Here is a 23,032-nt window from a genome sequence, read left to right as displayed (position 1 = left end):
TCAAATTTGACAAATATTTTTTTCTAACGATGGAAAACTAAATTTGATTATTGATAAACTTCATCTCTTTTTTACGCATTTCAGCAAGTTGTAGAAGTTCAGACGCATGCTGTAATGTTAAATCCGTAATTTCGGATCCGCCCATCATACGACTTATTTCTTCGATTCGATTTTGGATATCGATATTTGAAACCGTTGTATAAGTTCTATTTTTCTCCACTTGTTTACGGATCAAATAATGTTGGTCCGCCATTGCGGCTACTTGAGGTAAATGGGAGATACAAAGTACTTGCGAAGAAATTGAGATGGCAGCAATTTTCTCTGCAATCGCTTGTGCAACTCGTCCACTTACACCTGTGTCCACTTCATCAAAAATAATCGAAGTGATACCATTAGAAGAAGAAAAAATCGTTTTTAAAGCGAGCATAATTCGAGATAATTCTCCGCCGGATGCAATTTTTGGTAATGATTTCGGCGGTTCACCAACATTTGTTGATATATAGAATGATACATAGTCTTTCCCATTCATATCAAAACTATGTAAGGAATCAAAATTAACAATAAACTTCGCTTTTTCCATATGTAAATCGCGTAATTGACCCATAATCGCCTCGCTAAGTTTCGAAGCACATTGTTTTCTTTTACTCGTAAGTTGCTCGGCCAACTGTTCCAGTTCTTGTTCCATTTTTGCTAATTGGATTTCGTTATTTTTAATTGTTTCATCTCGATTTTGTAATTGAACTAGTTCATCCGTAATTTTTTCATAATAATGTAAAATTTCTTCAACCGTCGTTCCATATTTTCTTTTCATCGATTGATATTGAGCTAATCGATGCTCCACTTCGTTCAATCGATTCGGATCAAATTCTAATTCATCAATAATGTTTTTAATTTGATGTGCCGCATCTTGTAATGCATAAAAAGAGGTCGTCACAGCCTCTGAGGAATCTTTAAATTGCTCATCTATCTCAACAATATCTTCTAATGCATTCATTGCATCACCAATATTATCTAGACCCTTTAATTCGCCAGAGATTGCCTCATAGGCAATATTCGCCCGCTCAAAAATTTTATGGAAGTTAGATAAACGTTTACGTTCCTCTAATAATTCTTCTTCTTCTCCTAATTTAAGGTTCGCTTCTTCCAGTTCGTTTATTTGAAACTGATATAAATCGATTCGCTGTGCCGTTCTTTGCTCATCAATATTTATGGCAGCGATTTCACGTTTAAAATCACGATACGCTTGATACTTTTGAGTATACTTTTCCTTCAATTCGGCTATTTCGTGATGGGCAAAATGATCGAGTAAATATATATGTTGTTTTTCATCCATCAGCTCTTGACTTTCATGTTGACCGTGAATGTCAATTAATGTTGCGCCAATTTCCCGTAAAACTGATAATGGAACGAGTTTACCATTTACCCGACAAACACTTTTACCGCTTTCATTTATATCTCGGCGTAGTATAATCGTTCCTTCTTCACTTTCAAGTCCAACTTCTTCTAATTTTTCATAAATTGGATGATGATCATTTGTCATGATGAATAGTCCGGTTAGTTCCGCCTTTGTAGCACCATGTCGAATAAATTCTGAAGAAGCTCGTCCACCAGCAAGTAAATGAACGGCATCAATAATAATCGATTTACCCGCACCTGTTTCACCGGTTAAAACTGTTAGACCATCAGAAAAATCTACTGTTAAGTCATCTATAATAGCAAAGTTACGTATACTAAGCTCTTTTAACAAAAATCCTTCACCTCTTAAATTACCCTTATACTAGATTAATAAAATCTATGAGATTGATTTCATTATAGTAAATCTAAAATACGTTCTCTTACAATTTCACGATCTTCTTCTCTACGGCAAATAATAAGAATCGTATCATCTCCTGAAAGGGTTCCTAATATCTCTTTCCATTCTAAATGATCGATCAGGACCGCAATCGCATTCCCATTCCCTGGTAAAGATTTTAACATTAAAAAATGTGATACGCCATCAATGCTTACGAAAGAATCTGCTAATGCTCTTTGTAGTTTTTGCAATGGATTAAAACGTTGATCTGCAGGAAGACTGTATTTATAACGGCCATCTTGAAGAGGTACTTTTACTAAATGTAATTCTTTTATATCCCTTGAAACAGTTGCCTGTGTAACGTTATATCCATTTTGTTTTAGACGATCAACTAATTCATCTTGTGTTTCAATTTCATTATTTGTTACAATTTCACGGATTCTCATATGACGTTGCCCTTTATTCATCCTGTTCACCTCTTATGAATATATATGTATATTTATACTAACATTCCACCTATAAAACCTCAAGAAAAAGTGGATGACCCTTATATGAAGAGTCACCCACTTATTTTGGGTATCATAAATTATCATGTATACCATTTATAGAATTTATAGAATTTATTTTAATTCACTATGTGCTGCTTCTACGACATCTTTAAAGTTCGTAAAAGGTTCTACTTCTTCATCGTCTTTCGGATTAACTAAATGGAATAAAAATTCAATATTTCCTTCCCCACCTGTAATTGGAGAATAGGAAGCATTTTTGACAATAAAACCGATTTCCGTTGCCATTTTCGCCGTTTCTTCTAAAACATCTAAATGGATTTTCGGATCACGAACAATGCCTTTTTTTCCTACATTTTCACGGCCAGCTTCAAATTGTGGCTTCACTAGTGCCATTACATCTCCACCTGGCAATAAAATTGTTTTTAAAACAGGTAATATTAACGACAGGGAAATAAAAGAGACATCAATCGTTGCAAATTCCGGCAACCCTTCAGTAAAGTCTTCCGGTTTCGAATAACGAAAGTTTGTTTTCTCCATGACAGTTACCCGTTCATCCGAACGAATTTTCCAAGCAAGCTGATTGGATCCAACGTCTAGAGCATAACAATGTTTTGCCCCATTTTGTAAAGCACAATCGGTAAAACCACCAGTAGAAGAACCAATGTCTAACATCAATTTCCCTTCAACCGTCATGTCAAATATTTCTAACGCCTTTTCTAGTTTTAGGCCTCCACGACTGACATATTTCAGTTGGGAACCTTTCACTTGAAGAGGGGCATCTATTGAAATTTTTTCACCCGCTTTATCGATTCGGGTTTCATTGGAATAAACTAATCCCGCCATAATTGAGCGCTTTGCTTTTTCACGAGTTTCACATAATCCTCTTTCAACAAGTAATATGTCCACCCGTTCTTTGATTTGTTTTGTCATACTAATTTTGTTCCTACTTTTTTGTTACTATTCGCCAACTTTCGAAGGCGTTCTACTGCTTCTTCTTTTGTAAGATGAATTTCTTCCAATAACAAATCAACGCTACCTTGTTCAATAAATTGATCTGGAATACCCATTCGGTCAATTTCCACATCTAAGTATTTGTTTTCACTAGCAAACTCAAGGACAGCACTACCAAAGCCTCCTTGAAGAACAGCTTCTTCAATCGTTAGGATTGGAACTTTTTTCACTAATAACTCGTGAAGCATGTCAACATCTAACGGTTTAATGAAACGGGCATTGACAACTTTAACATCGATTCCTGCTTGTTCCAATTCCTTTGCAGCATCCATCGCCGTCGGAATCGTCGTACCAAAAGTTAAAATTGCTACATCTTTACCTTCTTTTAGTACTTCCCAGCTACCGATTGGAATAGTTTTCATTTCCTTATCCATCGGTACCCCGTAGCCGTTACCACGTGGATATCGTAAAGCAATCGGACCGTCATTATATTCAATCGCCGTTTTCACCATATGTTGACCTTCATTTTCATCCTTTGGCATCATGAGGACCATATTCGGTAAATGTCTTAAGAAAGCAATATCGAATACGCCTTGATGAGTTTCCCCATCTGCCCCAACTAAACCAGCACGATCAATTCCAATAAAAACGTTTAAGTTTGGTCTTGCAATATCATGTAATACTTGATCATACGCCCGTTGTAGGAAAGTAGAGTAAATAGCTAAATATGGTTTCATCGCTTGTGTAGCAATCCCAGCAGCCATCGTCGTCGCATGCTGTTCAGCAATACCGACATCAAAAAATCGATCAGGGAATGACCGTTGAATTCCTTCCATTTTTGAACCAACCGGCATCGCTGGAGTGATTGCAACAATTCGTTCATCATCTTCCATTAACTTCCGAACAGATTCTGAAACTAACCCGCTCCAACTTGGACCTTTTGCAGAAGATTTAACAAAGTCACCTGTTTCCATTTTATAAGGACCCGTACCATGCCATGTACCTACAGTATCTTCTTCAGCTGGTTTATACCCTTTTCCTTTTTTCGTAATGACGTGAACAATAACTGGACCTTTTACTTTTTTTGCATATTCTAATGACTTATCTAAGGCATCAAAATCATGTCCATCAATTGGCCCTAAATATTTAAAGCCCATTTCTTCAAAGAATACACCTGAGACAACTAAATATTTTAAACTGTCTTTTACCCGTTCAGCAGTACTCGCAACTTTCCCACCTAAAACAGGAATTTTTTTCAATAGTACTTCCAGTTCCTCTTTTGCCTTTGAATACTCTTTGGCTGTACGTAGTCGACCTAAAATATTGTGTAATGCACCGACGTTTGGCGCTATGGACATTTCATTGTCATTTAGAATCACAATCATATTCTTTTTTTCATGTCCAATATGGTTAAGCGCTTCTAAAGCCATTCCACCTGTTAATGCACCGTCACCAATAATCGGAATAACATAATTTTTTTCTTTTTTAATATCACGAGCAATCGCCATACCCATCGCAGCAGAAAGGGACGTGGAACTATGCCCAGTTTCCCATTCGTCGTGTTCACTTTCACTGCGCTTCGGAAAGCCACTTAGACCTTTGAATTGTCGTAACGTATCAAATTGATCTGCACGACCCGTTAAAATTTTATGAACATAGGCTTGGTGCCCTACATCCCATAAAAATTTATCCTTCGGACTATTAAAAGCTTTATGCAATGCGATCGTTAACTCAACAACACCTAGGTTTGGGCCAATATGTCCCCCTGTAATCGAACATTTTTCAATAAGAAAAGAGCGAATATCACTTGCTAGCGACTCTAACTCTTTTTTATTCATATTTTTCAAAAAGGATGGACTAGTTATTTTGGTTAAATCCATCTCACACACACCTTTTCATAATTATTAATCAAAGAAAACGTTTTTACTATTATACCAGTGAAAACTTTTAATCAAAAGAATTTACTATTTTTTAATTATTTCGATGAACAATATATTCGGCAAATTCTTGTAATAACGAAGTGTCCTTCTCCACTCTTTCTAACGCTTCAAGGGCAAAATGATAGTGTTCTTCTAGCTTTTGCTTCGCTCCTTCAAGGGAAAGTAATGCTGGGTAAGTACTCTTATTACTTTTCTCATCTTTACCAGCGGTTTTTCCAAGTTCTTCGGAAGTGGCAATGATATCTAAAATGTCATCTTGGATTTGGAAAGCTAAACCGATATGGTGGGCATATTCCACTAATGCAAACCGTTCTTCTTCACTTGCGTTAGATAAAACAGCACCTGATTCGATACTAAAGCGTAAAATCGCACCTGTTTTATTAATATGGACATGCTCCAGCTCAGGTAAATTTAATTGGCGTGTTTCCCCATCGATATCTAATACTTGTCCTCCAACCATTCCTTCAGCACCTGAAGCAACACTTAATAAGTTGATTAACTCAACTCGTTGTTCTGATGGAACGTTTTCCATTCGAGCTAATATCCCGAAACTTAATGTGTTTAATGCATCACCTGCTAAAGTTGCTAATGCTTCACCGAAAACGATATGATTTGTCGGTTTGCCGCGACGCATATCATCATTATCCATACTTGGTAAATCATCATGGATAAGTGAATATGTATGAATCATTTCAAGGGCTGCACCGACTGTATATGCTTCTTGTTGTTTATTTTGAAACAAATCACATACAGCTAAAACAAAAAGTGGACGAATTCTTTTCCCGCCAGCTTTTAGTGAATAAAGCATCGATTCTTTTAATTGTTCAGGTGCTTTAATACATTGAACTAATGAGTATAACTCATGCTCAATTTTAGGTAAATTATCTGCAATAAATTCCTTTATACGATTTGACATAGTTATTCCTCTCCGTTTGTTGGTTCAAAAGGTTGTTTCTCACCTTGATCGTTTACTATCGAGATTAATTGTTTCTCTGCACTTTGTAACTTTTCATGACAAAAATGGGATAATTCCATCCCATTTTTATATAAATCAATCGCTTCCTCTAAAGGGACGTCACCTTGTTCCAGCTTACGTACAATTTCCTCTAGTTCGGACATAGCTTCTGCAAAGGACTGTTGTTTTTTCATTATCTTCCCCCACCTTCAAGAGTTTTAATAATTTTTGCTTGCGCTTTCCCATCATGGAAATGAATGTCGATTTCTTCATCCGCCGTTAATTGTGTAACTGATTTAACGACTTGTTGATCTTTATAAGTTACACTATACCCTCTTGTCATAATCGATAAAGGGTTTAATGCCTCTAATGTTCGGATATTCGAACTATGCTGATCTTTCTTTTTTTGCAATAGTGACTGAACGTTACGAGTTAACAATTCCGTCATTTGATTAATTTGTTTATAGTGATACTGAATTTCATTTTCAGGTGAATAGGATTTAATCGTCGAATCCAATTTTTGCAATGCATTATATTTTTTCATTAAATACATTTGTGAGGATCGACCTAGTTGCATATCTAACTGCACAATTTTTTCTGTAAATGGACGGTAAAGTCTTTCAGGTGTTGCTAACGGATAAGCATTTTGCAGCTTCTTTAAACGACTTCTTTCAAATTGCACGCGAGATGAAGTCATTTGATGCAATCTTGACTGATTCGATAAGATTCGTTGAATTAATTCATGTTGGTTTGGAACAGCTAGTTCAGCTGCTGCAGTAGGTGTTGGTGCACGGAGGTCAGCAACAAAGTCTGCAATTGTCATATCCGTTTCATGTCCTACCGCACTGATGATAGGAATTCTACTTTCAAAAATTGCTTGGGCAACCATTTCTTCATTAAATGCCCATAAATCTTCAATCGAACCTCCACCACGTCCTACAATTAACACGTCACATAATTGTTGCTTGTTTGCCAATTGGATATTTTTTGCAATATTTGGAGCTGCATTTTCGCCTTGGACAACTGTCGGATAAATAATAATTTCCGCCAACGGGTAACGTCTGTTAATCGTTGTACAAATATCTCGAATAGCTGCCCCTGTCGTTGCAGTCAATACGCCAACGGTATTCGGAAATTTTGGAATCGGTTGCTTAAAATTCGGATTAAAAAACCCTTCCTTTTGCAATCTTTCTTTTAATTGATTAAAAGCAACAAACAATCCACCTACGCCATCGGGTTCCATTGTTTGCACATACAATTGGTAAATCCCTGATGATTCGTACACATTGACTTCCCCACGAATATAAACCTGCATGCCTTCTTCAGGTTTAAATTTCAACTTACTTGCTTGTGTACGAAACATGGCCGCAGTAATTCTTGCTGCATCATCTTTTAAAGTAAAGTATATATGGCCAGAACTATGTATTTTTACATTGGAGAGCTCACCTTTTACATACACTTCACGTAAATGAGGATCTGCATCGAATTTACGTTTTATATATTTTGTTAGGGCTTTCACGGTTAAATAAGAAGACGTTGTCATATGTACGGCTCCTCCAACTTAAAATTAATATTTGTATGAAACTATGAATATAAAAATTTCATTCCAAAAGAAAAGCTGTTTCTCTTTAGAAAAACACAATTTATCACCATTTGGTGCAAATTGATGTATTTTCTTATGCGGAAGTCTTAGAATCATATCCGCGCAGAAAAACAGCTTCTGTCTCTATAGTTTACATGTTTTCAACTTATTTGTCCTGTGCTAAGGTGTTCTCTGCTGATTGTACAGTGTTAAAAAGTAACATTGTAATCGTCATAGGGCCGACACCACCAGGAACAGGTGTAATATGGGATGCGATTCCATCAACTGCATTAAAATCTACATCTCCAGTTAACTTATTGTTTTCATCACGGTTTATCCCTACATCAATGACAACAGCACCTGGTTTCACATGCTCTTTTGTAATAAAATTCGCTCTTCCAACAGCTGCGATTAAAATATCCGCTTGCTTTGTGATAGAAGGTAAGTCCGGTGTTTTAGAATGTGTATATGTAACAGTAGCGTCTTTTTGAAGTAACAGTTGTCCCATTGGTTTACCAACGATGTGGCTTCGACCAACAACAACTGCATGTTTACCAGCGATGTCTATCCCTGAATATTCAAGTAATTTCATTACACCAAATGGCGTACATGGTAAATATGTCTCTTGGCCTAACATCATTTTCCCTACACTTACCGGGGAGAAGCCGTCTACATCTTTATCTGGGGAAATCGTTGCGATAACTTTGTCTTCATCGATATGTTTTGGTAAAGGTAATTGTACTAAAATTCCATGAATATCATTGCGATTATTTAATGAACGAATTTGCACAAGTAATTCTTCCTCTGTTACCTCTTCCGGTAGTTGAATCAGTTCGGAGAAAATCCCAATTGCTTCACAAGATTTTTGTTTATTTCGAACATAAGTTTGTGACGCTGGATTGTTGCCGACTAAAATAACCGCTAATCCTGGTGTCACTCCTTGTTCTTTTAACAATTGCACTCGCTCGGCAATTGATTTTCGAATTTCTTGGCCAATTTCTTTTCCGTTAATGATTGCACTAGACATCTTCTGATACTTCCTTTCAAAGGACTATTGTTGTGTGAATTTTGATAGAACACCATTGACAAATTTGCTTGATTTTTCATCACCAAAAGTTTTACAAAGCTCAATCGCTTCGTTTAAAACAACACGGCTAGGTGTATCTTGCATAAATTGTAATTCATAAACAGCTAATCTTAATACCGTTCTTTCAATTTTAGGTAAACGGCCTAAAGACCAGTTTTCTAAGTTTTGACTAAGCTTTTCGTCAATTTCTTTTTGATTTTCGGTAACACCGTGTACTAATTGATCAAAAAATGCATCGGATTCTTCTTCATTTAGTACGTGTCCAATCGCTTCCTGTAATGTTAGATCTGTGTTGTCTAACTGAAACAGTACTTGCACCGCTTTTTCGCGCGCATCATGTCGTTTCATGTATAAATCTCCTTCATTAGTAACATTAAGTCCTATAATAACATATTTTAGCTATTCTAACACAGCTTCAAACGAACTTTTAAAAAATAGGAACAGTCATATGATATTTATTAAGTTTCGTAGCATTTTCCTTCACTTTCCGACTAAAGGAAAACACACTGTCTTTGGGATTCCTTATTTAAAATTATTATTTGAAACTTTGTGCAGCTTTGACTGCCTTTTTCCAACCTTCATACAATGCTTCCTTTTTCGCCTCATCCATTTCAGGATTAAATTTTTTGCCGATATTCCAATACTTCGAAATTTCCTCTTTATTTTTCCAAAAACCAACTGCTAACCCGGCTAAATAAGCTGCTCCTAATGCCGTCGTTTCATTTATCGCTGGCCGTTCAACTGGAACAGATAAAATATCCGCTTGGAATTGCATTAAAAGATTATTTTTTACAACGCCGCCATCTACTCGTAACGATTTCAAAGAAAGTTCTGAATCTGCCTCCATAGCACTCAAAACATCTTTCGTTTGATAAGCAAGGGATTCTAACGTAGCGCGAATGAAATGCTCCTTTGTTGTTCCACGGGTAAGACCAAAAACAGCTCCCCTCACATCACTATCCCAATAAGGCGTACCTAATCCTACGAAAGCAGGAACGACGTAAACTCCTTCTGTACTTGGTACTTTCTCCGCATATCGTTCACTTTCACTGGAATCCCGGAACATTCTTAATCCATCACGTAACCATTGAATGGCTGATCCAGCAACAAAAATACTCCCTTCCAAAGCATATTCCACTTTCCCATCAATACCCCAAGCGATTGTTGTTAGTAATCCGTGATTGGAACAAACGGCTTTCTCCCCTGTATTCATTAACATAAAACATCCAGTGCCATATGTATTTTTCACCATGCCAGATTCAAAACAAGCCTGCCCAAAAAGCGCTGCTTGTTGGTCTCCCGCAATTCCTGCAATAGGCACTTCCACACCGAAGAAATGACTTTTGGAAACATAACCGTATATTTCAGATGAAGGGCGTACTTCCGGTAACATCGAAGAAGGAATGTCGAGAATTTGTAACAATTGTTCATCCCATTTTAGTTCAAAAATGTTATACATTAACGTCCTAGAAGCGTTCGAATAGTCCGTTACATGAACAGTACCCTCTGTAAGCTTCCATATAATCCAACTATCAATGGTTCCAAAAAGCAACTCACCTTTTTCTGCTTTTTCTCTAGCACCTTCTACATGATTCAATATCCATTTCACTTTCGTACCAGAAAAATACGGATCGATAATTAGCCCCGTTTTTTGTTGGAATAACTCTCCGTATCCTTGCTCTAATAGTTCATTACATATTTGTGAAGTTTGGCGAGATTGCCAAACAATGGCATGATAAATCGGTTCTCCTGTTGTTTTATCCCATACAACTGTAGTTTCCCGTTGATTTGTAATCCCAATTCCTTCAATTTGTTCAGGTCGGATATTTTTTTCTGATAGCACAGTTGCAATGACAGATAGTATGGAACTCCATATTTCATTTGCATTATGCTCTACCCAGCCATTTTGCGGAAAATGTTGTTTAAATTCTCGTTGGGAAATATGTTCCACCTTTCCCTCTTTATTAAATAAAATAGCTCGGGAACTTGTCGTTCCTTGATCTAGTGATAAAATATATTTTTTCAAAATGCCTTCCCTCCAAAAAGAAATTCCAAACTTTATGTATGTTTGATCCATTAAATAGGATACCACTGTTTCCGAACATTAGAATACTTAGTATTCTAAAAAAGAGTATGTCCAAAATGACATACTCTCCTTTGAATCTGTTTGCTAGTTGATACTTTTTCGATTATTACTTCTTTCCATACGAACTCATCCATACATTTCGATGATTAAAATTACTAAATCCTATTTCCCTTGTTGACGATTTGCTGCTTCATCTTTAATTTCTTCTCTGAAGCCTTCTAAAGCTTGCTTACGGCGTTCATTTTTCGCCTGAATTTTCGCTTTTTCTTCTGGGCTTGAAAACCCCATTGTTTCTTCTGCTGCTTCGATATTTTCAAGTGTGTTGTGGACCATACTTTGTAACTTCTCTACATTATCTGATCGATCATCTGGATTAGGCTTACGATTATTTGCCATTTGATAATGCCTCCTTTTTTATTTTACGGGATTAGTTTGGTTCCATTTCCTATGTTTATACGGTATCTGCATTTTTTAAGGAATAAAAAAGAGCCCTTTCTTATATGAAGAAAGAGCTCTAACATTTGTTGAATTATTCGTCTTCTTTTGAGTTTTCGAATTGAATAGCAGTAATATGAACATTTACTTCATTCGTATCAATCGACGTCATATTAAAGATTGCTTGACGAATGGCTGTTTGGATTTCCTTTGCTACTTTTGGAATGGAGTAGCCATATTTTACTGAACAAAATACATCCATTATAATTTGTCCATCTTCTGAAATGGTTGCTTTAACACCTTTCGAATGCACTTTTTTTCCTAGACGTTCTGCAACACCTGATGCAAAGTTCCCTCTAGTGGCAGCAACACCATCAATTTCTGTTGTGGCAATCCCTGCGATTACTTCAATCACTTCAGGAGCTACTTCGATTTGACCAAGTTCTTCTTTACCAGAAGGAGTTGGTTGTATGAAAGCTTTTGCTACTTTCTCAGCCATCTTCTTCATCCTCTCTTACTCTGCAAATTGTCGAGTTTTATTAAAATGACAGAATTCACAAAGATTTCTATTTACAATATATTATACCTTATTTTTTTCATTAACGCTTTACCGAATACGTTTTTTCTAAATAATATTTTACTCGTGTTCTTTCCAAATGCTTGCCAAATATTCATAAGAAGCTTTACGTTTTTCAATATCGTAAATCGGACTATTGATCATCAATTCATCTAGTTCACGATGGCGAAGGAAATCTAATAATTGGTCATATACTGTTTGTTGTGAACCGAAGAATGTATATTTCAGTTGTTGGAATACTACTTTCTTTTCATCTTCTGTCCAAAGATTTGCCATTTCCCTTGGTGGTTGGGTTTTACCCCGTTGACCTTTAATGATTCCTAAAAACTGTTGGAATAATGTACTAGCTAAATATTCCCCTTCTTCATCGGTATCTGCAACTACTGCATTGACAGCTACCATGACATAAGGTTGATCTAATACTTTCGAAGGTATAAAGTTTCTTCTATAAGTATGAAGGGCATCATCTAAAAGATCTGGAGCAAAGTGACTTGCAAATGAATAAGGTAATCCAAGTCGTCCAGCCAATTGAGCACTATAAAGACTAGACCCTAATAACCAGATTGGAATGGACATCCCTTTCCCAGGTACGGCTATAACAGGTCGTTCAATATCTTCAAAATAGCCTCTTAATTCATCTACTAAACGATCAAACTCATAAGCTCCTCTATCATCTCGGCGTAATGCACGAGCTGTGAGCATATCTGAACCAGGCGCTCTTCCTAAACCTAAATCGATTCGACCTGGATACATGGATTCTAATGTTCCGAATTGTTCAGCCACAACGAGTGGGGAATGGTTTGGTAACATAATTCCTCCTGAACCAACCCGAATCGTACTTGTTGCAGCGGCTAAATATCCTATTAAAACGGGTGTAGCAGAGCTTGCAATCCCTTGCATATTATGATGTTCTGCCACCCAATAACGATTATAACCAGACTTCTCAGCAGTCTGGATTAATTCTCTACTATTTTGAAAAGAATTAGCTGGCGTTTGCCCCTCTAAAACAGGCGCTAAATCGAGTACAGATAATTTTGGTAACAACTGTAACTCCCCCTTCCATATTGATAGTATAAAACGAACTGTAGAAGTATTCATTTATTTCGTCTCGGGACAAAAAAATGACTACCTCAATTTAGGAGATCGTCATTTTTAATGAACATTTTATTTATACGGTACTTCTTCTTTTTTTGCCGCATTTAATAATCATTTTCCTTTAAGAACTTCGTATTGAATTTTCCAGATTCCAAATACTTTAAATATAGACTTTATTCAGCATGGATCAAGATGGAATTTAGGATACTCACTGATTGGTTATTGATGATTTTCTACAACCATCATACATACGTAGGCAGCAAAGCATTCAATATAATAATTGGGTATTACATATAGGTTAGGAGGATTGAAATGCAACCAACCTGGCAGGACGTTCTTGAAATAACAGAACAGTATAGACATACAAAAACAGAGTATTGGTTAAGTGAAAACGTATATACTTTGAGTTGGTGGATTCTTTTAATTACATCTATTGGTATATTTATTGTATGGATTATTATTTTAGATAAAAAAAGAATATTCGAGATTATCACCTATGGATTTTTTGTCGGGACAGTAGCCATATACGCAGACGTATTAGGAGTTTGGTTAGATTTTTGGCATTACCCAATTACAATAACACCTATGCATTTACCTTTTGAAATACACAGACTACAAATGCCTATTATTTATATGGTGATTTATCAGTATTTTAAAACATGGAAAACCTTTCTAATTGCCGCTGCAATCAATGCATTTATATTCGCATTTCCTTTGGAATCGATATTGGTGTGGTTAAAGGTATATGAACCCATTCAATGGAAACATATCTATTCATTGGTCCCTTATTTTCTCATCGCTACGGTACTTAGATGGATAATCAATAAATTCAAACAACTGGACAAGAATTATCAATAGCTTCGTAATACAATGTTTAACACTAGAATTTTTTAATTCAATTTTAACAAACTAAAATAAAAAAACCGGGCCCAACAACTAGGCGTCTTTCTAGTCTAGGTTGGTTAATAAATACCGTCATTAAAAACTTTTTGCATGGCTGTAACCTACAAGGAAGAATCTCTTAACTTTTCGTCTTTCCATATTTGATTTAATTTGTGAAGGATTCACTAAAACTGAAGTGCAATCATCATAAGATAAGATTCAAGCACTTCATTTATCGATTTCAAGCGATTCTTATATAACATCTTTTAAATCAAGCATATTAATTCTTTGTCTTTTTTTAGCCATAAAATAAACCCCCTAACCTAATTTAGGTTAGGAGGTAAAACATATCGTAATTTTTTATTTCGTTCTATTCATCAGTTTTATTTATTCGGTACTTCTTCTTTTTTAGCCGTATTTAATAAATCATTTTCCTCAAGGAACTTCGTATTGAATTTTCCAGATTGGAATACTTCATTGTTCATTAAAGCTTGATGGAACGGAATCGTTGTATGAATACCAGGTCCGGCCACTTCAAATTCACTTAAAGCACGATTCATTTTAGCAATTGCTTCATCTCGAGAATCCGCATGAACAATTAATTTAGCAACCATCGAATCATAGTATGGCGGAATTGTGTATCCAGCATATACTGCTGAATCAATACGAACTCCATAACCACCTGGTGTAATATACGTTTCAACGGTACCTGCTGAAGGCATAAAGTTTTTATACGCATTTTCAGCATTTATACGGCATTCGATTGCCCAACCATTGATTTTAATATCTTCTTGTGTAAATGGAAGCGCCTCTCCAGCTGCAATTTTTAATTGTTGTTGAACTAAATCAACACCCGTTATCATTTCTGTTACTGGATGCTCTACTTGGATACGCGTATTCATTTCCATGAAGTAAAATTTATCTGCTTGGTAATCGTAAATAAATTCAATTGTACCCGCACCTTCATAGTTACAAGCTTGTGCAGCTTTAACAGCCGCAGCCCCCATTTCAGCACGACGTTCTTCTGATAATGCAGGTGATGGAGCTTCTTCTACAAGCTTCTGCATACGGCGTTGAACAGTACAATCCCGCTCACCTAAATGGACAACATTTCCAAAAGAATCAGCTAACACTTGAATTTCGCAGTGACGGAAGTATTCAATGAACTTTTCTAAATAGACACCAGGATTACCGAAAGCCGCAGCTGCTTCTTTTTGCGTAATCTCGATTCCTTTTACAAGGTCTTCTTCCGTACGCGCAACACGAATACCTTTACCGCCGCCACCAGCAGTCGCTTTAATAATAACCGGGTAGCCAATTTCTTGTGCCCATTTTTTACCCGTTTCAATATCTGGGACGATGCCTGTCCCAGGAACAAGTGGTACTCCCGCTTCTTCCATCGTACTGCGAGCAACGTCTTTAATTCCCATAATTTTGATCGAATCAGATGAAGGACCAATAAACTTAATTCCTGCATTTTCACAAGCTTCAGCAAAATCAGCATTTTCCGCTAAAAAACCGTAACCTGGGTGAATGCCATCTACACCTGTTTTTTGAGCTACCCCTAGTACTGCTGGGAAGCTTAAATAAGAGTCTTTTGATAATTTTGGTCCGATACAATACGCCTCATCTGCTAATTTTACATGAAGTGCATTTGCATCTGCTTCGGAATATACCGCAACGGTTTCAATACCTAGTTCTTTACATGCACGAATAATACGTACTGCAATTTCACCGCGGTTTGCAATTAAAACTTTTTTCATAATAGAAGCACCCCTTACTCAGGTTTCACTAGGAATAGTGGTTGCCCGTATTCAACTAATTGACCGTCTTTCACAAGTACTTCAACGATTTCACCTTTAATCTCCGCTTCAATTTCATTGAATAATTTCATCGCTTCGACGATACATACAATTGTTTCTTCTCCAACTTTATCCCCTACTTTTACGTAAGGTGGTTGGTCAGGTGAAGGTGCTTGGTAGAATGTCCCTACCATTGGCGAAGTAATTTTATGTAATGAAGATTGATCTACATTAACAGGTGCTGCTTTTTCCTCCGCTTTTACTTCTTCAACCTTTGTTGTTTCAACAACAGGTTCTACAGCTACTGGTGCTGGAGCTGTTTGTTGAACTACAGGAGTAGTTTCAATTTTAGGAGTGACAACTTCTGTTACAACTCCGTTATTTTTTTTCAATTTAAGTTTAGCCCCATCATGTTCATAAACGAACTCGTCTATGGATGATCCGTCAACTAACTTAATAATTTCTCTCAATTCTTGTACTTTAAACACGTAAAGACACCCCTTATGTTTTATTCACTTCTTTACTATTTTATAGTTTTTTTACTAAATTTGAAATACATAAATACAATTTTAAAGAAATAACGTAAAAAACAGTGCTTTCGTCTTGAAAACGAACGCACTGCGTAATTTCTGTTTGTAAAAATATTATTCGTATAATAATAATTTCTATATAAATTTTCAATTAATAGTAATTTGATTCTACGTTTACTTGGACATCGCTTACATCTTCTAGCTCTGAACGAACTGTAAAGATAATTTCGTTTGCTTGCTGTTTCGAAATTTCATCTGATAATACGGTTACAGCAACTTTATCATCTTCTACTCGTACTAAAGCATCTGAATAACCAAGGGATTCAATTAACATCTCAAGCATAGATTCTGATGACTCTTGTTCAATAAGGGCATTCATTTCGTTAAAGGCTTCATTTTTCTCTTCTGCCGAATATTCGTCAGATGCAATTTTTTGTGTAAGTTGTTCTCTTAATTGATCTCGTTCATTACTTTTTTCCATTCGCATTTCTTCAAATAAGTAACTTTCTGATGTTGTTGTAGTCATTTTTTCTTCGTCTACACCTGTCAATGTCGTTTCTTTTAATGCGTCATCTGAAAAAATCGTCGCCAGATCCACATCACGATTTGGTTCAAATACATAATAAACTGAAATGACGGCCGCTAAACTTAGTAGCGTTAATAACCATACTGTTCTTCTTTTTACTTTCATTGTTCATCTCCTTTACTCTCCATCGGTACAATCATAATTCTGTGAGTAGGCATTTGCATTACTCGACTAATAGTTTCCAAAAGTTGCTTTTGAATAGCTGGGTTAGACGCCCCTTCCGATACAACGAGCAATCCTGATACATGCTGTTGATTTTCACTTGAACTAAGGTACCCATTTAACAAACTATCAGAATTTGAATCATTCGGTGATGGGACATCGTAATGAAAATAGACCTTTACTTGTCCAACACCTTTAATCTGACTTAAGGTTTGCTCAAGTTTACTTTCCTCTTCAGATGAGTTATATTGCTCCTCCTTTGGATCATTCAACGTGACAGAAATGTACGCAATGAACACTAGAACTGCAATCGGAATAAAGATTAATTTTTGTTTTGACCATTTCTTTTCCACCTCACGTTCTTTAGCGCCTCCTTTCTATCAAATACGCCTCGGCGTATTGCCGGAGGCTTTCCCTTTGTTCAGCATCGTTCATAATAAATTTATAAAGTTCATATTCCCTTTACTCTAGTTGAAGGCACTTTACTGAACAAAGTTTAACGTTTCAACACATTGTATGAAGCTAGTCCTAACTGTATGCTTTATAGTTTAAGAAAATCTAACACTGTTGTTAAAAAAATTAATAATGTTGCTAGTTTTACGTAGACAATGACGTCTTTCTCATCTGCTAAAAGTAATAAACATTTCCCTATTAAAATAATAATTATTAGTTTGATCAAAAGCTTTTCCCCACCCCTAGCTGCATAATGACGATTAAGATGAGCCAAATAAAGACAAAGGCAATTCCTAGTAATATTGCTACAGCACAAAGTAATAATAGAGACTTACCAACGTCATCTAACAGTCCGCTAATCGTACTTCCGGTAAAGGGTTCCACAACGGCTGCTAGTAACTTAAAGGTCATCGCATGAATTAGTAGTTTACCAGCAGGATAAAAAGCAGCAATCCAGAAGGCAGTCATAGCCCCTAACCCGACAACCGTTGTAGCCGTTGATTGATATTTATGGAAGATCGAAAAACCTTCTACAATGAGGGAGCCGACAATTGGTATCGTTTGTTCAATTACCTTTTTTACTGGACTCGCTATAGCTTGGTCAATTGTAAAAAAGGCAACCCCGGTAAAGGAAAGTACGGTTACCATTCCTAATAGCGATGCCGTAATGAGCGTCATTACGGTGCCGCGAATTAAGTCTGAAGCCTTTGAAAACGAAATTTCTTGAATAAATCTTGAACAGAAATCAAGAATTAGCGCTACCGTTATCGCAGGAATTAAGACTTTTTTACAAAGTAGCATTAACATCTCAAAAATAAAGAGAACAATAGGACTCCAGGCGATAAATGAAAATACCGCATTTAAAACGACTAAAATGGAAGTTAAAATCGGTGTAATGGCTAAAAAGAAGTCTGAAGCAACGTTGACGATTTCTCCCATTGTAGAAAAAGCATCCATTACAGTTTGTCCAAGGGTTAGCACGAGTACGATGACGAATAACGTATCGCCCCATTTTTTAAACTTTGGCACAAAGGCCTCTATCACAAGAAATAACACGGTATAAATCAAAACTAAGATGATGGATTGTCCAGCGAGTTTCAATGGATCTGTAAAAATGTTTAGTATTTCATTCATTATAAAAGCCCCTTACTGAAGCTTTTCTAAAATTGACGAGAAATCTGACAATACTTTTGCAAATTCGCTAGTCCAATAAAATAGTAGTACGATGCGAATGGAAAACATGACAAGTTCTCCAAATGTTTCATATTCCTTTTCATCAAATAAGGATTGAAAGAACAAACCTATCTGGTAAAAAAGTGCAGAGTACACAAGCTGAGGTACATATGGCACTGATTGCACATAAGTAAGGAGCTGCTCTGTAAAAGGAATAGCGAGCACCGACAGTAAGAAATATAGTAGGATGAAAAAGAAAACAATGACGGTTACTGCGTGTAGTTTTTCGAAAGTTTCTTTAATTAGTATTAATAGTAAAATTAAGATGACGGCATAAATTAAAAATTTCATATATTACCCTAATTTAAATTTAGCCATTGGAAGAATGTAAGTATGTCGTCAAAGAAAAGCCGTAAAAATCGAATTAGTTCTGCCGTAATATACAAATATGCGATAAAAAATATAAAGAACGAAAATTCCTTTTTGCCGATTTGCTCAAAGAAAACATGAAGCAAAGCAATAATAAGCCCTACCCCAGCTACCCGCAAAACGTCCTGTAATTCCATCACGACGCCTCCTTGTGTAAGGCAATATATGAGCTTGTTCAAAAAAATAGACCTTTTTATCGTAAAAAAAGTCATCTCTTTCAAAGAGATGACTTTAAAATTCCAATTTATAGAAGAAAAAGCCATCCATAAAGGAGTGGCTTTTAACTTTCATTCTATTGTTTTCTACTATGCACGAGATACGTAAGATCCGTCAGTAGTATTAATCACTAATTTGTCTCCTTCATTAACGAAGAAAGGAACTTGAACAACTAAACCTGTTTCAAGTGTAGCTGGTTTTGAACCGCCAGAAGCAGTATCACCTTTAATACCTGGTTCTGTTTCTTTTACTTCTAATACTACAGTGTTTGGTAATTCAACACCTAACATTTCACCTTGGTATGATTGGATGTGAACTTCCATATTTTCAAGAAGATATTTTAACTCTTCTTCGATTTGAACACTTGCTAATTCTGTTTGCTCATAAGATTCCATATCCATGAATACGTGGGAATCACCTTGTGCATATAAATATTGCATTTTACGGTTATCGATTTGTGCTTTTTCGACTTTTTCACCCGCACGGAAAGTTTTTTCTGTTACGTTACCATTACGTAAGTTACGTAATTTCGAACGTACGAAAGCAGCACCTTTCCCTGGTTTAACGTGTTGGAAGTCCATTACACGGTATAATTGGCCATCAATCATAATTGTAAGACCAGTACGGAAATCGTTAACTGAAATCATGAGTTGTATTCCTCCATTATAAAATAATTAAATCTTTGGTTGAATGGGTTAATTTTTCATTACCTGTTTCTGTGATTAAAATATCGTCTTCAATACGAACGCCGCCAATTCCCGGTAAGTAAATACCTGGTTCAATTGTCACAACCATATTTGGTTCTAGGACGGTTTCAGAACGAGATGAAAGACCAGGGCCTTCATGTACTTCGAGTCCGATACCGTGGCCAGTCGAATGACCAAATGCCTCACCATAACCTTTTGAAGTTAAATAATCACGAGCAACCGCGTCAGCTTGAATACCTGTCATACCAGGACCCACTTTTTCCAATGCTAGAAGCTGAGATTCTAAGACCGTTTGATACATTTCTTTTAATTTTTCTGACGGTTGGCCAACTGAAATTGTACGTGTGATATCTGAAACGTATCCATTATAAATCGCACCGAAATCAAGTGTGACGAAATCACCCTTTTCAATGACTTTCTCTGTTGCTACTCCATGGGGTAATGCACTGCGCACACCACTAGCAACAATTGTGTCAAAAGATGATGCAGTTGCGCCTTGTTTTCGCATGAAAAATTCTAATTCATTCGATACTTCAAGCTCAGTTACACCTGGCTTAATGAATTCTAATATATGGGAAAAAGCATTGTCAGCAATTTCACATGCAACCTTAATAATATTAATCTCTTGTTCAGTCTTAATCAAGCGAATTTTTTCAATTAACCCAGAAAGAGGTATTAATTCAGCGTTTATAAGGGATTTATAAGTTTCAAACATCCCGTAAGTCATCGTATCTTTCTCAAAACCTAACGTTTTAATACCCATTTTTTCTACTTGAGCTGCTACTTCCTTATAAATAACACTGTCATGTTGTACAATTCTGAAGTTTTGTACTTGGTTTTTTGCTTGTTCCGTATAACGGAAGTCGGTGATAAAAACTGCATCATCTTTTGTCACAATGGCTACTCCCGTACTGCCAGTAAAACCCGTCATATAACGACGATTGTAGTCATTCGTAATGAGTAAACCATCCACATTTTCTTCCACTAATGCTTTACGTAATTTCTCTAATTTTATCATCTCATTTTTCCTCCCCTTATTGTTCTAGAAACTTTCTAAGGGCTAATTGATAGCCAAACGTCCCTAGACCACAAATTTGACCAACACATTCTGCAGCAAGCTTTGACTCATGACGAAACGATTCCCGTTTATGTATATTCGAAATGTGCACTTCAATGACAGGCACATTTACAGCTGCAATTGCATCTCTAAGAGCGATACTTGTATGGGTATAAGCTCCCGGATTAAACACAATGCCATCTACATCTCCGTCCTCCGCTTCATGAATCCAATCAATTAATTCCCCTTCATGGTTCGATTGCCGAAAATCAATAGTGGCATTGAATTGTGTCGCAAGATTTTGACATTTCAGTTTAACATCATCCAATGTTTCACTGCCATAAATCTCCGGTTCACGCTTTCCTAATCGATTTAAATTCGGTCCATTTAAGATTAATACCTTCATCGACATTCTCCTCTTTTAACGGAAATTACCACTTTTATTTTATCATAGTGTCTTTATACGGCAACTTATTTCGTTCGTTTTCCGCTCGATAATGGAACATGGCAGTCTCAAAAACAAATCGTGCCGTAATGATGAGTGTCACCATAAATGGAATCGATAATTTTTTAAATGAAGAAAGTTCTGCAGGTAAATCAAAAATAATCCACTCACAAATAAGGGCAAAAATAGCACCAATGATCAGAGAAGTGAAGAATGGAGGAACCATTTGGACAAATTGCATAATGAAATAAAAAATTAAAATAATACAAAAAATAACAACCATTAAAATGAGCCATTGAACGGTCCAATGACTTTCCGTTAAAATATCCAACCTCTTTGTATATCCAACTGGACTCCATTTAATAAAATGAAATAAGGATAATAATTTCAATGTCAGAGTAAGTAATAATGTAGCAAATAAACTTGTAATAATTCCTAAATAAACCATTTGAACACCTCTTTTTTTCTCTTTAGTTTCCCCCATTTACAAATTTCGTATGCGTAATTCATAGTGCTTTTGGGAAAAATTTAGTACAATAGATGAACTACTAGTTTTAAAAATTGAGAGAGTGGTGTAGAAGTTTGAGTAATGAAGCACCGGTTTATGGTGGACAAGCCCTTTTAGAAGGCGTGATGTTCGGTGGGAAGGAACATACCGTAACTGCAATCCGCCGTAATGACGATAGCATTGAATATTATTATGCTAAAAAACCTAAGAAACCTTTATTCCAGAAATTAAAAAAGATCCCTTTTCTTCGAGGTGTAATCGCCCTCATTGAATCATCCGGTCTAGGTGCAAAGCATCTTCAATTTTCAAGTGACCGGTATGATATTAATCCAGGAGAAGAAGATGAAAACGAACCAGAAACATCGAAATTACAAATGATTTTAGGTGTTGCTGTTGTTGGAGTCATTTCCTTTTTATTTGGTAAATTTGTTTTCACATTAGTTCCTGTCTTCATTGCTGAATTATTTTCACCTTGGATTTCAGGTAAGTTTCCACAAATTTTCTTGGAAACACTCTTTAAGCTCATTTTGCTCTTAGGATATTTATACATAGTTTCGATGACACCGATTATTAAACGGGTATTCCAATATCACGGTGCCGAACATAAAGTCATTAATTGCTATGAGTCAGGTCTTGAGTTAACAGTGGAAAACGTTCAAAAGCAATCCCGACTTCATTATCGTTGTGGTTCAAGTTTTATTTTATTTACGGTAATCATCGGGATGTTTGTATACTTCTTCTTCCCTACCGATCCTTTATGGTTACGGGTCGTCATTCGAATTTTATTAATTCCAGTTGTTCTAGGTATATCATTTGAAGTTCTTCAAGCAACGAATGCTGTAAGAGGAATACCTGTTTTGAAATACCTTGGTTATCCTGGTCTATGGCTTCAATTATTAACGACGAAGGAACCAAAGGATGAAATGGTCGAGGTTGCTATTGCTTCATTTAAAAAATTACATGAAGTCGAGAAAAATCCGGAATTGGCCATGGAATTGCATCACGATTAATCGAATATAGACTCCTGTTAAATAACCTTGCAAAAGTTATCTTTTGCAAGGTTTTTATGATGA

At 36.2% G+C, this 23,032-nt stretch carries 27 protein-coding genes; 2 read left to right on the top strand and 25 right to left on the bottom strand.

Annotated elements, in window-relative coordinates; all coding sequences use genetic code 11:
• Positions 1 to 37 precede the first annotated feature (37 nt).
• From recN to H9636_RS05460, 13 genes are all read right to left on the bottom strand, one after another.
• Positions 38 to 1,747, bottom strand: coding sequence for a DNA repair protein RecN (gene recN, locus H9636_RS05520; RefSeq protein WP_191706629.1), 1,710 nt, complete (start codon positions 1,745 to 1,747; stop codon positions 38 to 40).
• Positions 1,748 to 1,809: 62 nt separating this feature from the next.
• Positions 1,810 to 2,259 (bottom strand): transcriptional regulator AhrC/ArgR, encoded by a 450-nt coding sequence (gene ahrC / locus H9636_RS05515; RefSeq protein WP_191706628.1) that lies wholly within the window; start codon positions 2,257 to 2,259, stop codon positions 1,810 to 1,812.
• A gap of 153 nt (positions 2,260 to 2,412) precedes the next feature.
• Positions 2,413 to 3,231 carry a TlyA family RNA methyltransferase gene (locus H9636_RS05510; RefSeq protein WP_191706627.1) on the bottom strand — a complete coding sequence of 273 codons (819 nt, stop codon included), beginning with the start codon at positions 3,229 to 3,231 and terminating at the stop codon, positions 2,413 to 2,415.
• Positions 3,228 to 5,132: a 1-deoxy-D-xylulose-5-phosphate synthase gene (gene dxs, locus H9636_RS05505; RefSeq protein ID WP_191706626.1), complete on the bottom strand. Its 1,905-nt coding sequence runs from the start codon at positions 5,130 to 5,132 to the stop codon at positions 3,228 to 3,230. The genes H9636_RS05510 and dxs overlap by 4 nt, the downstream gene beginning before the upstream one ends.
• A 91-nt stretch (positions 5,133 to 5,223) precedes the next feature.
• Positions 5,224 to 6,108 carry a polyprenyl synthetase family protein gene (locus H9636_RS05500; protein WP_191706625.1) on the bottom strand — a complete coding sequence of 295 codons (885 nt, stop codon included), beginning with the start codon at positions 6,106 to 6,108 and terminating at the stop codon, positions 5,224 to 5,226.
• Between the two features lie 2 nt (positions 6,109 to 6,110).
• A complete protein-coding gene (locus H9636_RS05495) occupies positions 6,111 to 6,344 on the bottom strand; it encodes an exodeoxyribonuclease VII small subunit (protein ID WP_318240997.1) in 234 nt (77 codons plus the stop codon).
• Positions 6,341 to 7,690 carry an exodeoxyribonuclease VII large subunit gene (gene xseA / locus H9636_RS05490; RefSeq protein ID WP_191706623.1) on the bottom strand — a complete coding sequence of 450 codons (1,350 nt, stop codon included), beginning with the start codon at positions 7,688 to 7,690 and terminating at the stop codon, positions 6,341 to 6,343. Before xseA ends, H9636_RS05495 begins: the two co-directional genes overlap by 4 nt.
• Before the next feature lie 205 nt (positions 7,691 to 7,895).
• The gene (gene folD, locus H9636_RS05485; protein WP_191706622.1) at positions 7,896 to 8,756 is read right to left on the bottom strand and encodes a bifunctional methylenetetrahydrofolate dehydrogenase/methenyltetrahydrofolate cyclohydrolase FolD; all 861 of its coding nucleotides are present in this window, start codon (positions 8,754 to 8,756) and stop codon (positions 7,896 to 7,898) included.
• 24 nt (positions 8,757 to 8,780) lie between these two features.
• Positions 8,781 to 9,164, bottom strand: coding sequence for a transcription antitermination factor NusB (nusB, locus tag H9636_RS05480; protein ID WP_191706621.1), 384 nt, complete (start codon positions 9,162 to 9,164; stop codon positions 8,781 to 8,783).
• A gap of 187 nt (positions 9,165 to 9,351) precedes the next feature.
• Positions 9,352 to 10,842: a glycerol kinase GlpK gene (glpK, locus tag H9636_RS05475; protein ID WP_191706620.1), complete on the bottom strand. Its 1,491-nt coding sequence runs from the start codon at positions 10,840 to 10,842 to the stop codon at positions 9,352 to 9,354.
• A 222-nt stretch (positions 10,843 to 11,064) separates the two neighbouring features.
• Complete coding sequence (gene tlp, locus H9636_RS05470) at positions 11,065 to 11,298, bottom strand: small acid-soluble spore protein Tlp (RefSeq protein ID WP_191706619.1); 234 nt, start codon at positions 11,296 to 11,298, stop codon at positions 11,065 to 11,067.
• 133 nt (positions 11,299 to 11,431) lie between these two features.
• Positions 11,432 to 11,836, bottom strand: a complete 405-nt coding sequence (locus tag H9636_RS05465; RefSeq protein WP_191706618.1) for an Asp23/Gls24 family envelope stress response protein — start codon at positions 11,834 to 11,836, stop codon at positions 11,432 to 11,434.
• A gap of 138 nt (positions 11,837 to 11,974) precedes the next feature.
• On the bottom strand, positions 11,975 to 12,958 hold the full coding sequence (locus tag H9636_RS05460) for an LLM class flavin-dependent oxidoreductase (protein ID WP_225230091.1): 984 nt from the start codon (positions 12,956 to 12,958) through the stop codon (positions 11,975 to 11,977).
• A 363-nt stretch (positions 12,959 to 13,321) separates the two neighbouring features.
• On the opposite strand from H9636_RS05460, the gene H9636_RS05455 reads away from it, so the two are divergent.
• Complete coding sequence (locus H9636_RS05455) at positions 13,322 to 13,867, top strand: CBO0543 family protein (protein ID WP_191706616.1); 546 nt, start codon at positions 13,322 to 13,324, stop codon at positions 13,865 to 13,867.
• A 407-nt stretch (positions 13,868 to 14,274) separates the two neighbouring features.
• Here H9636_RS05455 and accC read toward each other — a convergent pair whose 3' ends face one another.
• The 12 genes from accC to H9636_RS05395 form a co-directional block, all read right to left on the bottom strand.
• On the bottom strand, positions 14,275 to 15,654 hold the full coding sequence (gene accC / locus H9636_RS05450; protein WP_191706615.1) for an acetyl-CoA carboxylase biotin carboxylase subunit: 1,380 nt from the start codon (positions 15,652 to 15,654) through the stop codon (positions 14,275 to 14,277).
• A gap of 14 nt (positions 15,655 to 15,668) precedes the next feature.
• The gene (gene accB / locus H9636_RS05445) at positions 15,669 to 16,181 is read right to left on the bottom strand and encodes an acetyl-CoA carboxylase biotin carboxyl carrier protein (protein ID WP_191706614.1); all 513 of its coding nucleotides are present in this window, start codon (positions 16,179 to 16,181) and stop codon (positions 15,669 to 15,671) included.
• A gap of 193 nt (positions 16,182 to 16,374) precedes the next feature.
• On the bottom strand, positions 16,375 to 16,914 hold the full coding sequence (locus H9636_RS05440) for a SpoIIIAH-like family protein (RefSeq protein ID WP_191706613.1): 540 nt from the start codon (positions 16,912 to 16,914) through the stop codon (positions 16,375 to 16,377).
• On the bottom strand, positions 16,911 to 17,324 hold the full coding sequence (locus H9636_RS05435; RefSeq protein ID WP_191706612.1) for a hypothetical protein: 414 nt from the start codon (positions 17,322 to 17,324) through the stop codon (positions 16,911 to 16,913). The genes H9636_RS05440 and H9636_RS05435 overlap by 4 nt, the downstream gene beginning before the upstream one ends.
• A 188-nt stretch (positions 17,325 to 17,512) precedes the next feature.
• Positions 17,513 to 17,650 (bottom strand): hypothetical protein, encoded by a 138-nt coding sequence (locus tag H9636_RS05430; RefSeq protein ID WP_158599690.1) that lies wholly within the window; start codon positions 17,648 to 17,650, stop codon positions 17,513 to 17,515.
• The gene (locus H9636_RS05425) at positions 17,647 to 18,558 is read right to left on the bottom strand and encodes a stage III sporulation protein AE (RefSeq protein ID WP_191706611.1); all 912 of its coding nucleotides are present in this window, start codon (positions 18,556 to 18,558) and stop codon (positions 17,647 to 17,649) included. The genes H9636_RS05430 and H9636_RS05425 overlap by 4 nt, the downstream gene beginning before the upstream one ends.
• A gap of 12 nt (positions 18,559 to 18,570) precedes the next feature.
• Positions 18,571 to 18,948 carry a hypothetical protein gene (locus H9636_RS05420; protein WP_191706610.1) on the bottom strand — a complete coding sequence of 126 codons (378 nt, stop codon included), beginning with the start codon at positions 18,946 to 18,948 and terminating at the stop codon, positions 18,571 to 18,573.
• An 8-nt stretch (positions 18,949 to 18,956) separates the two neighbouring features.
• Entirely contained in the window at positions 18,957 to 19,163 is a 207-nt protein-coding gene (locus H9636_RS05415; RefSeq protein ID WP_122971858.1) for a stage III sporulation protein AC, read from the bottom strand.
• 168 nt (positions 19,164 to 19,331) lie between these two features.
• The gene (efp, locus tag H9636_RS05410; protein ID WP_191706609.1) at positions 19,332 to 19,889 is read right to left on the bottom strand and encodes an elongation factor P; all 558 of its coding nucleotides are present in this window, start codon (positions 19,887 to 19,889) and stop codon (positions 19,332 to 19,334) included.
• Between the two features lie 16 nt (positions 19,890 to 19,905).
• On the bottom strand, positions 19,906 to 20,967 hold the full coding sequence (locus H9636_RS05405) for a M24 family metallopeptidase (RefSeq protein ID WP_191706608.1): 1,062 nt from the start codon (positions 20,965 to 20,967) through the stop codon (positions 19,906 to 19,908).
• 16 nt (positions 20,968 to 20,983) lie between these two features.
• Entirely contained in the window at positions 20,984 to 21,412 is a 429-nt protein-coding gene (aroQ, locus tag H9636_RS05400; protein WP_191706607.1) for a type II 3-dehydroquinate dehydratase, read from the bottom strand.
• A gap of 34 nt (positions 21,413 to 21,446) precedes the next feature.
• A complete protein-coding gene (locus tag H9636_RS05395; protein ID WP_191706606.1) occupies positions 21,447 to 21,899 on the bottom strand; it encodes a hypothetical protein in 453 nt (150 codons plus the stop codon).
• 185 nt (positions 21,900 to 22,084) lie between these two features.
• On the opposite strand from H9636_RS05395, the gene H9636_RS05390 reads away from it, so the two are divergent.
• Positions 22,085 to 22,969 carry a DUF1385 domain-containing protein gene (locus tag H9636_RS05390; RefSeq protein ID WP_404817739.1) on the top strand — a complete coding sequence of 295 codons (885 nt, stop codon included), beginning with the start codon at positions 22,085 to 22,087 and terminating at the stop codon, positions 22,967 to 22,969.
• The last annotated feature ends 63 nt before the right edge of the window (positions 22,970 to 23,032 follow it).

The organism is Ureibacillus galli (assembly GCF_014836845.1).
Taxonomy (GTDB): Bacteria; Bacillota; Bacilli; order Bacillales_A; family Planococcaceae; genus Ureibacillus; species Ureibacillus galli.
This window is presented reverse-complemented; position numbering and strand designations above follow the sequence as displayed.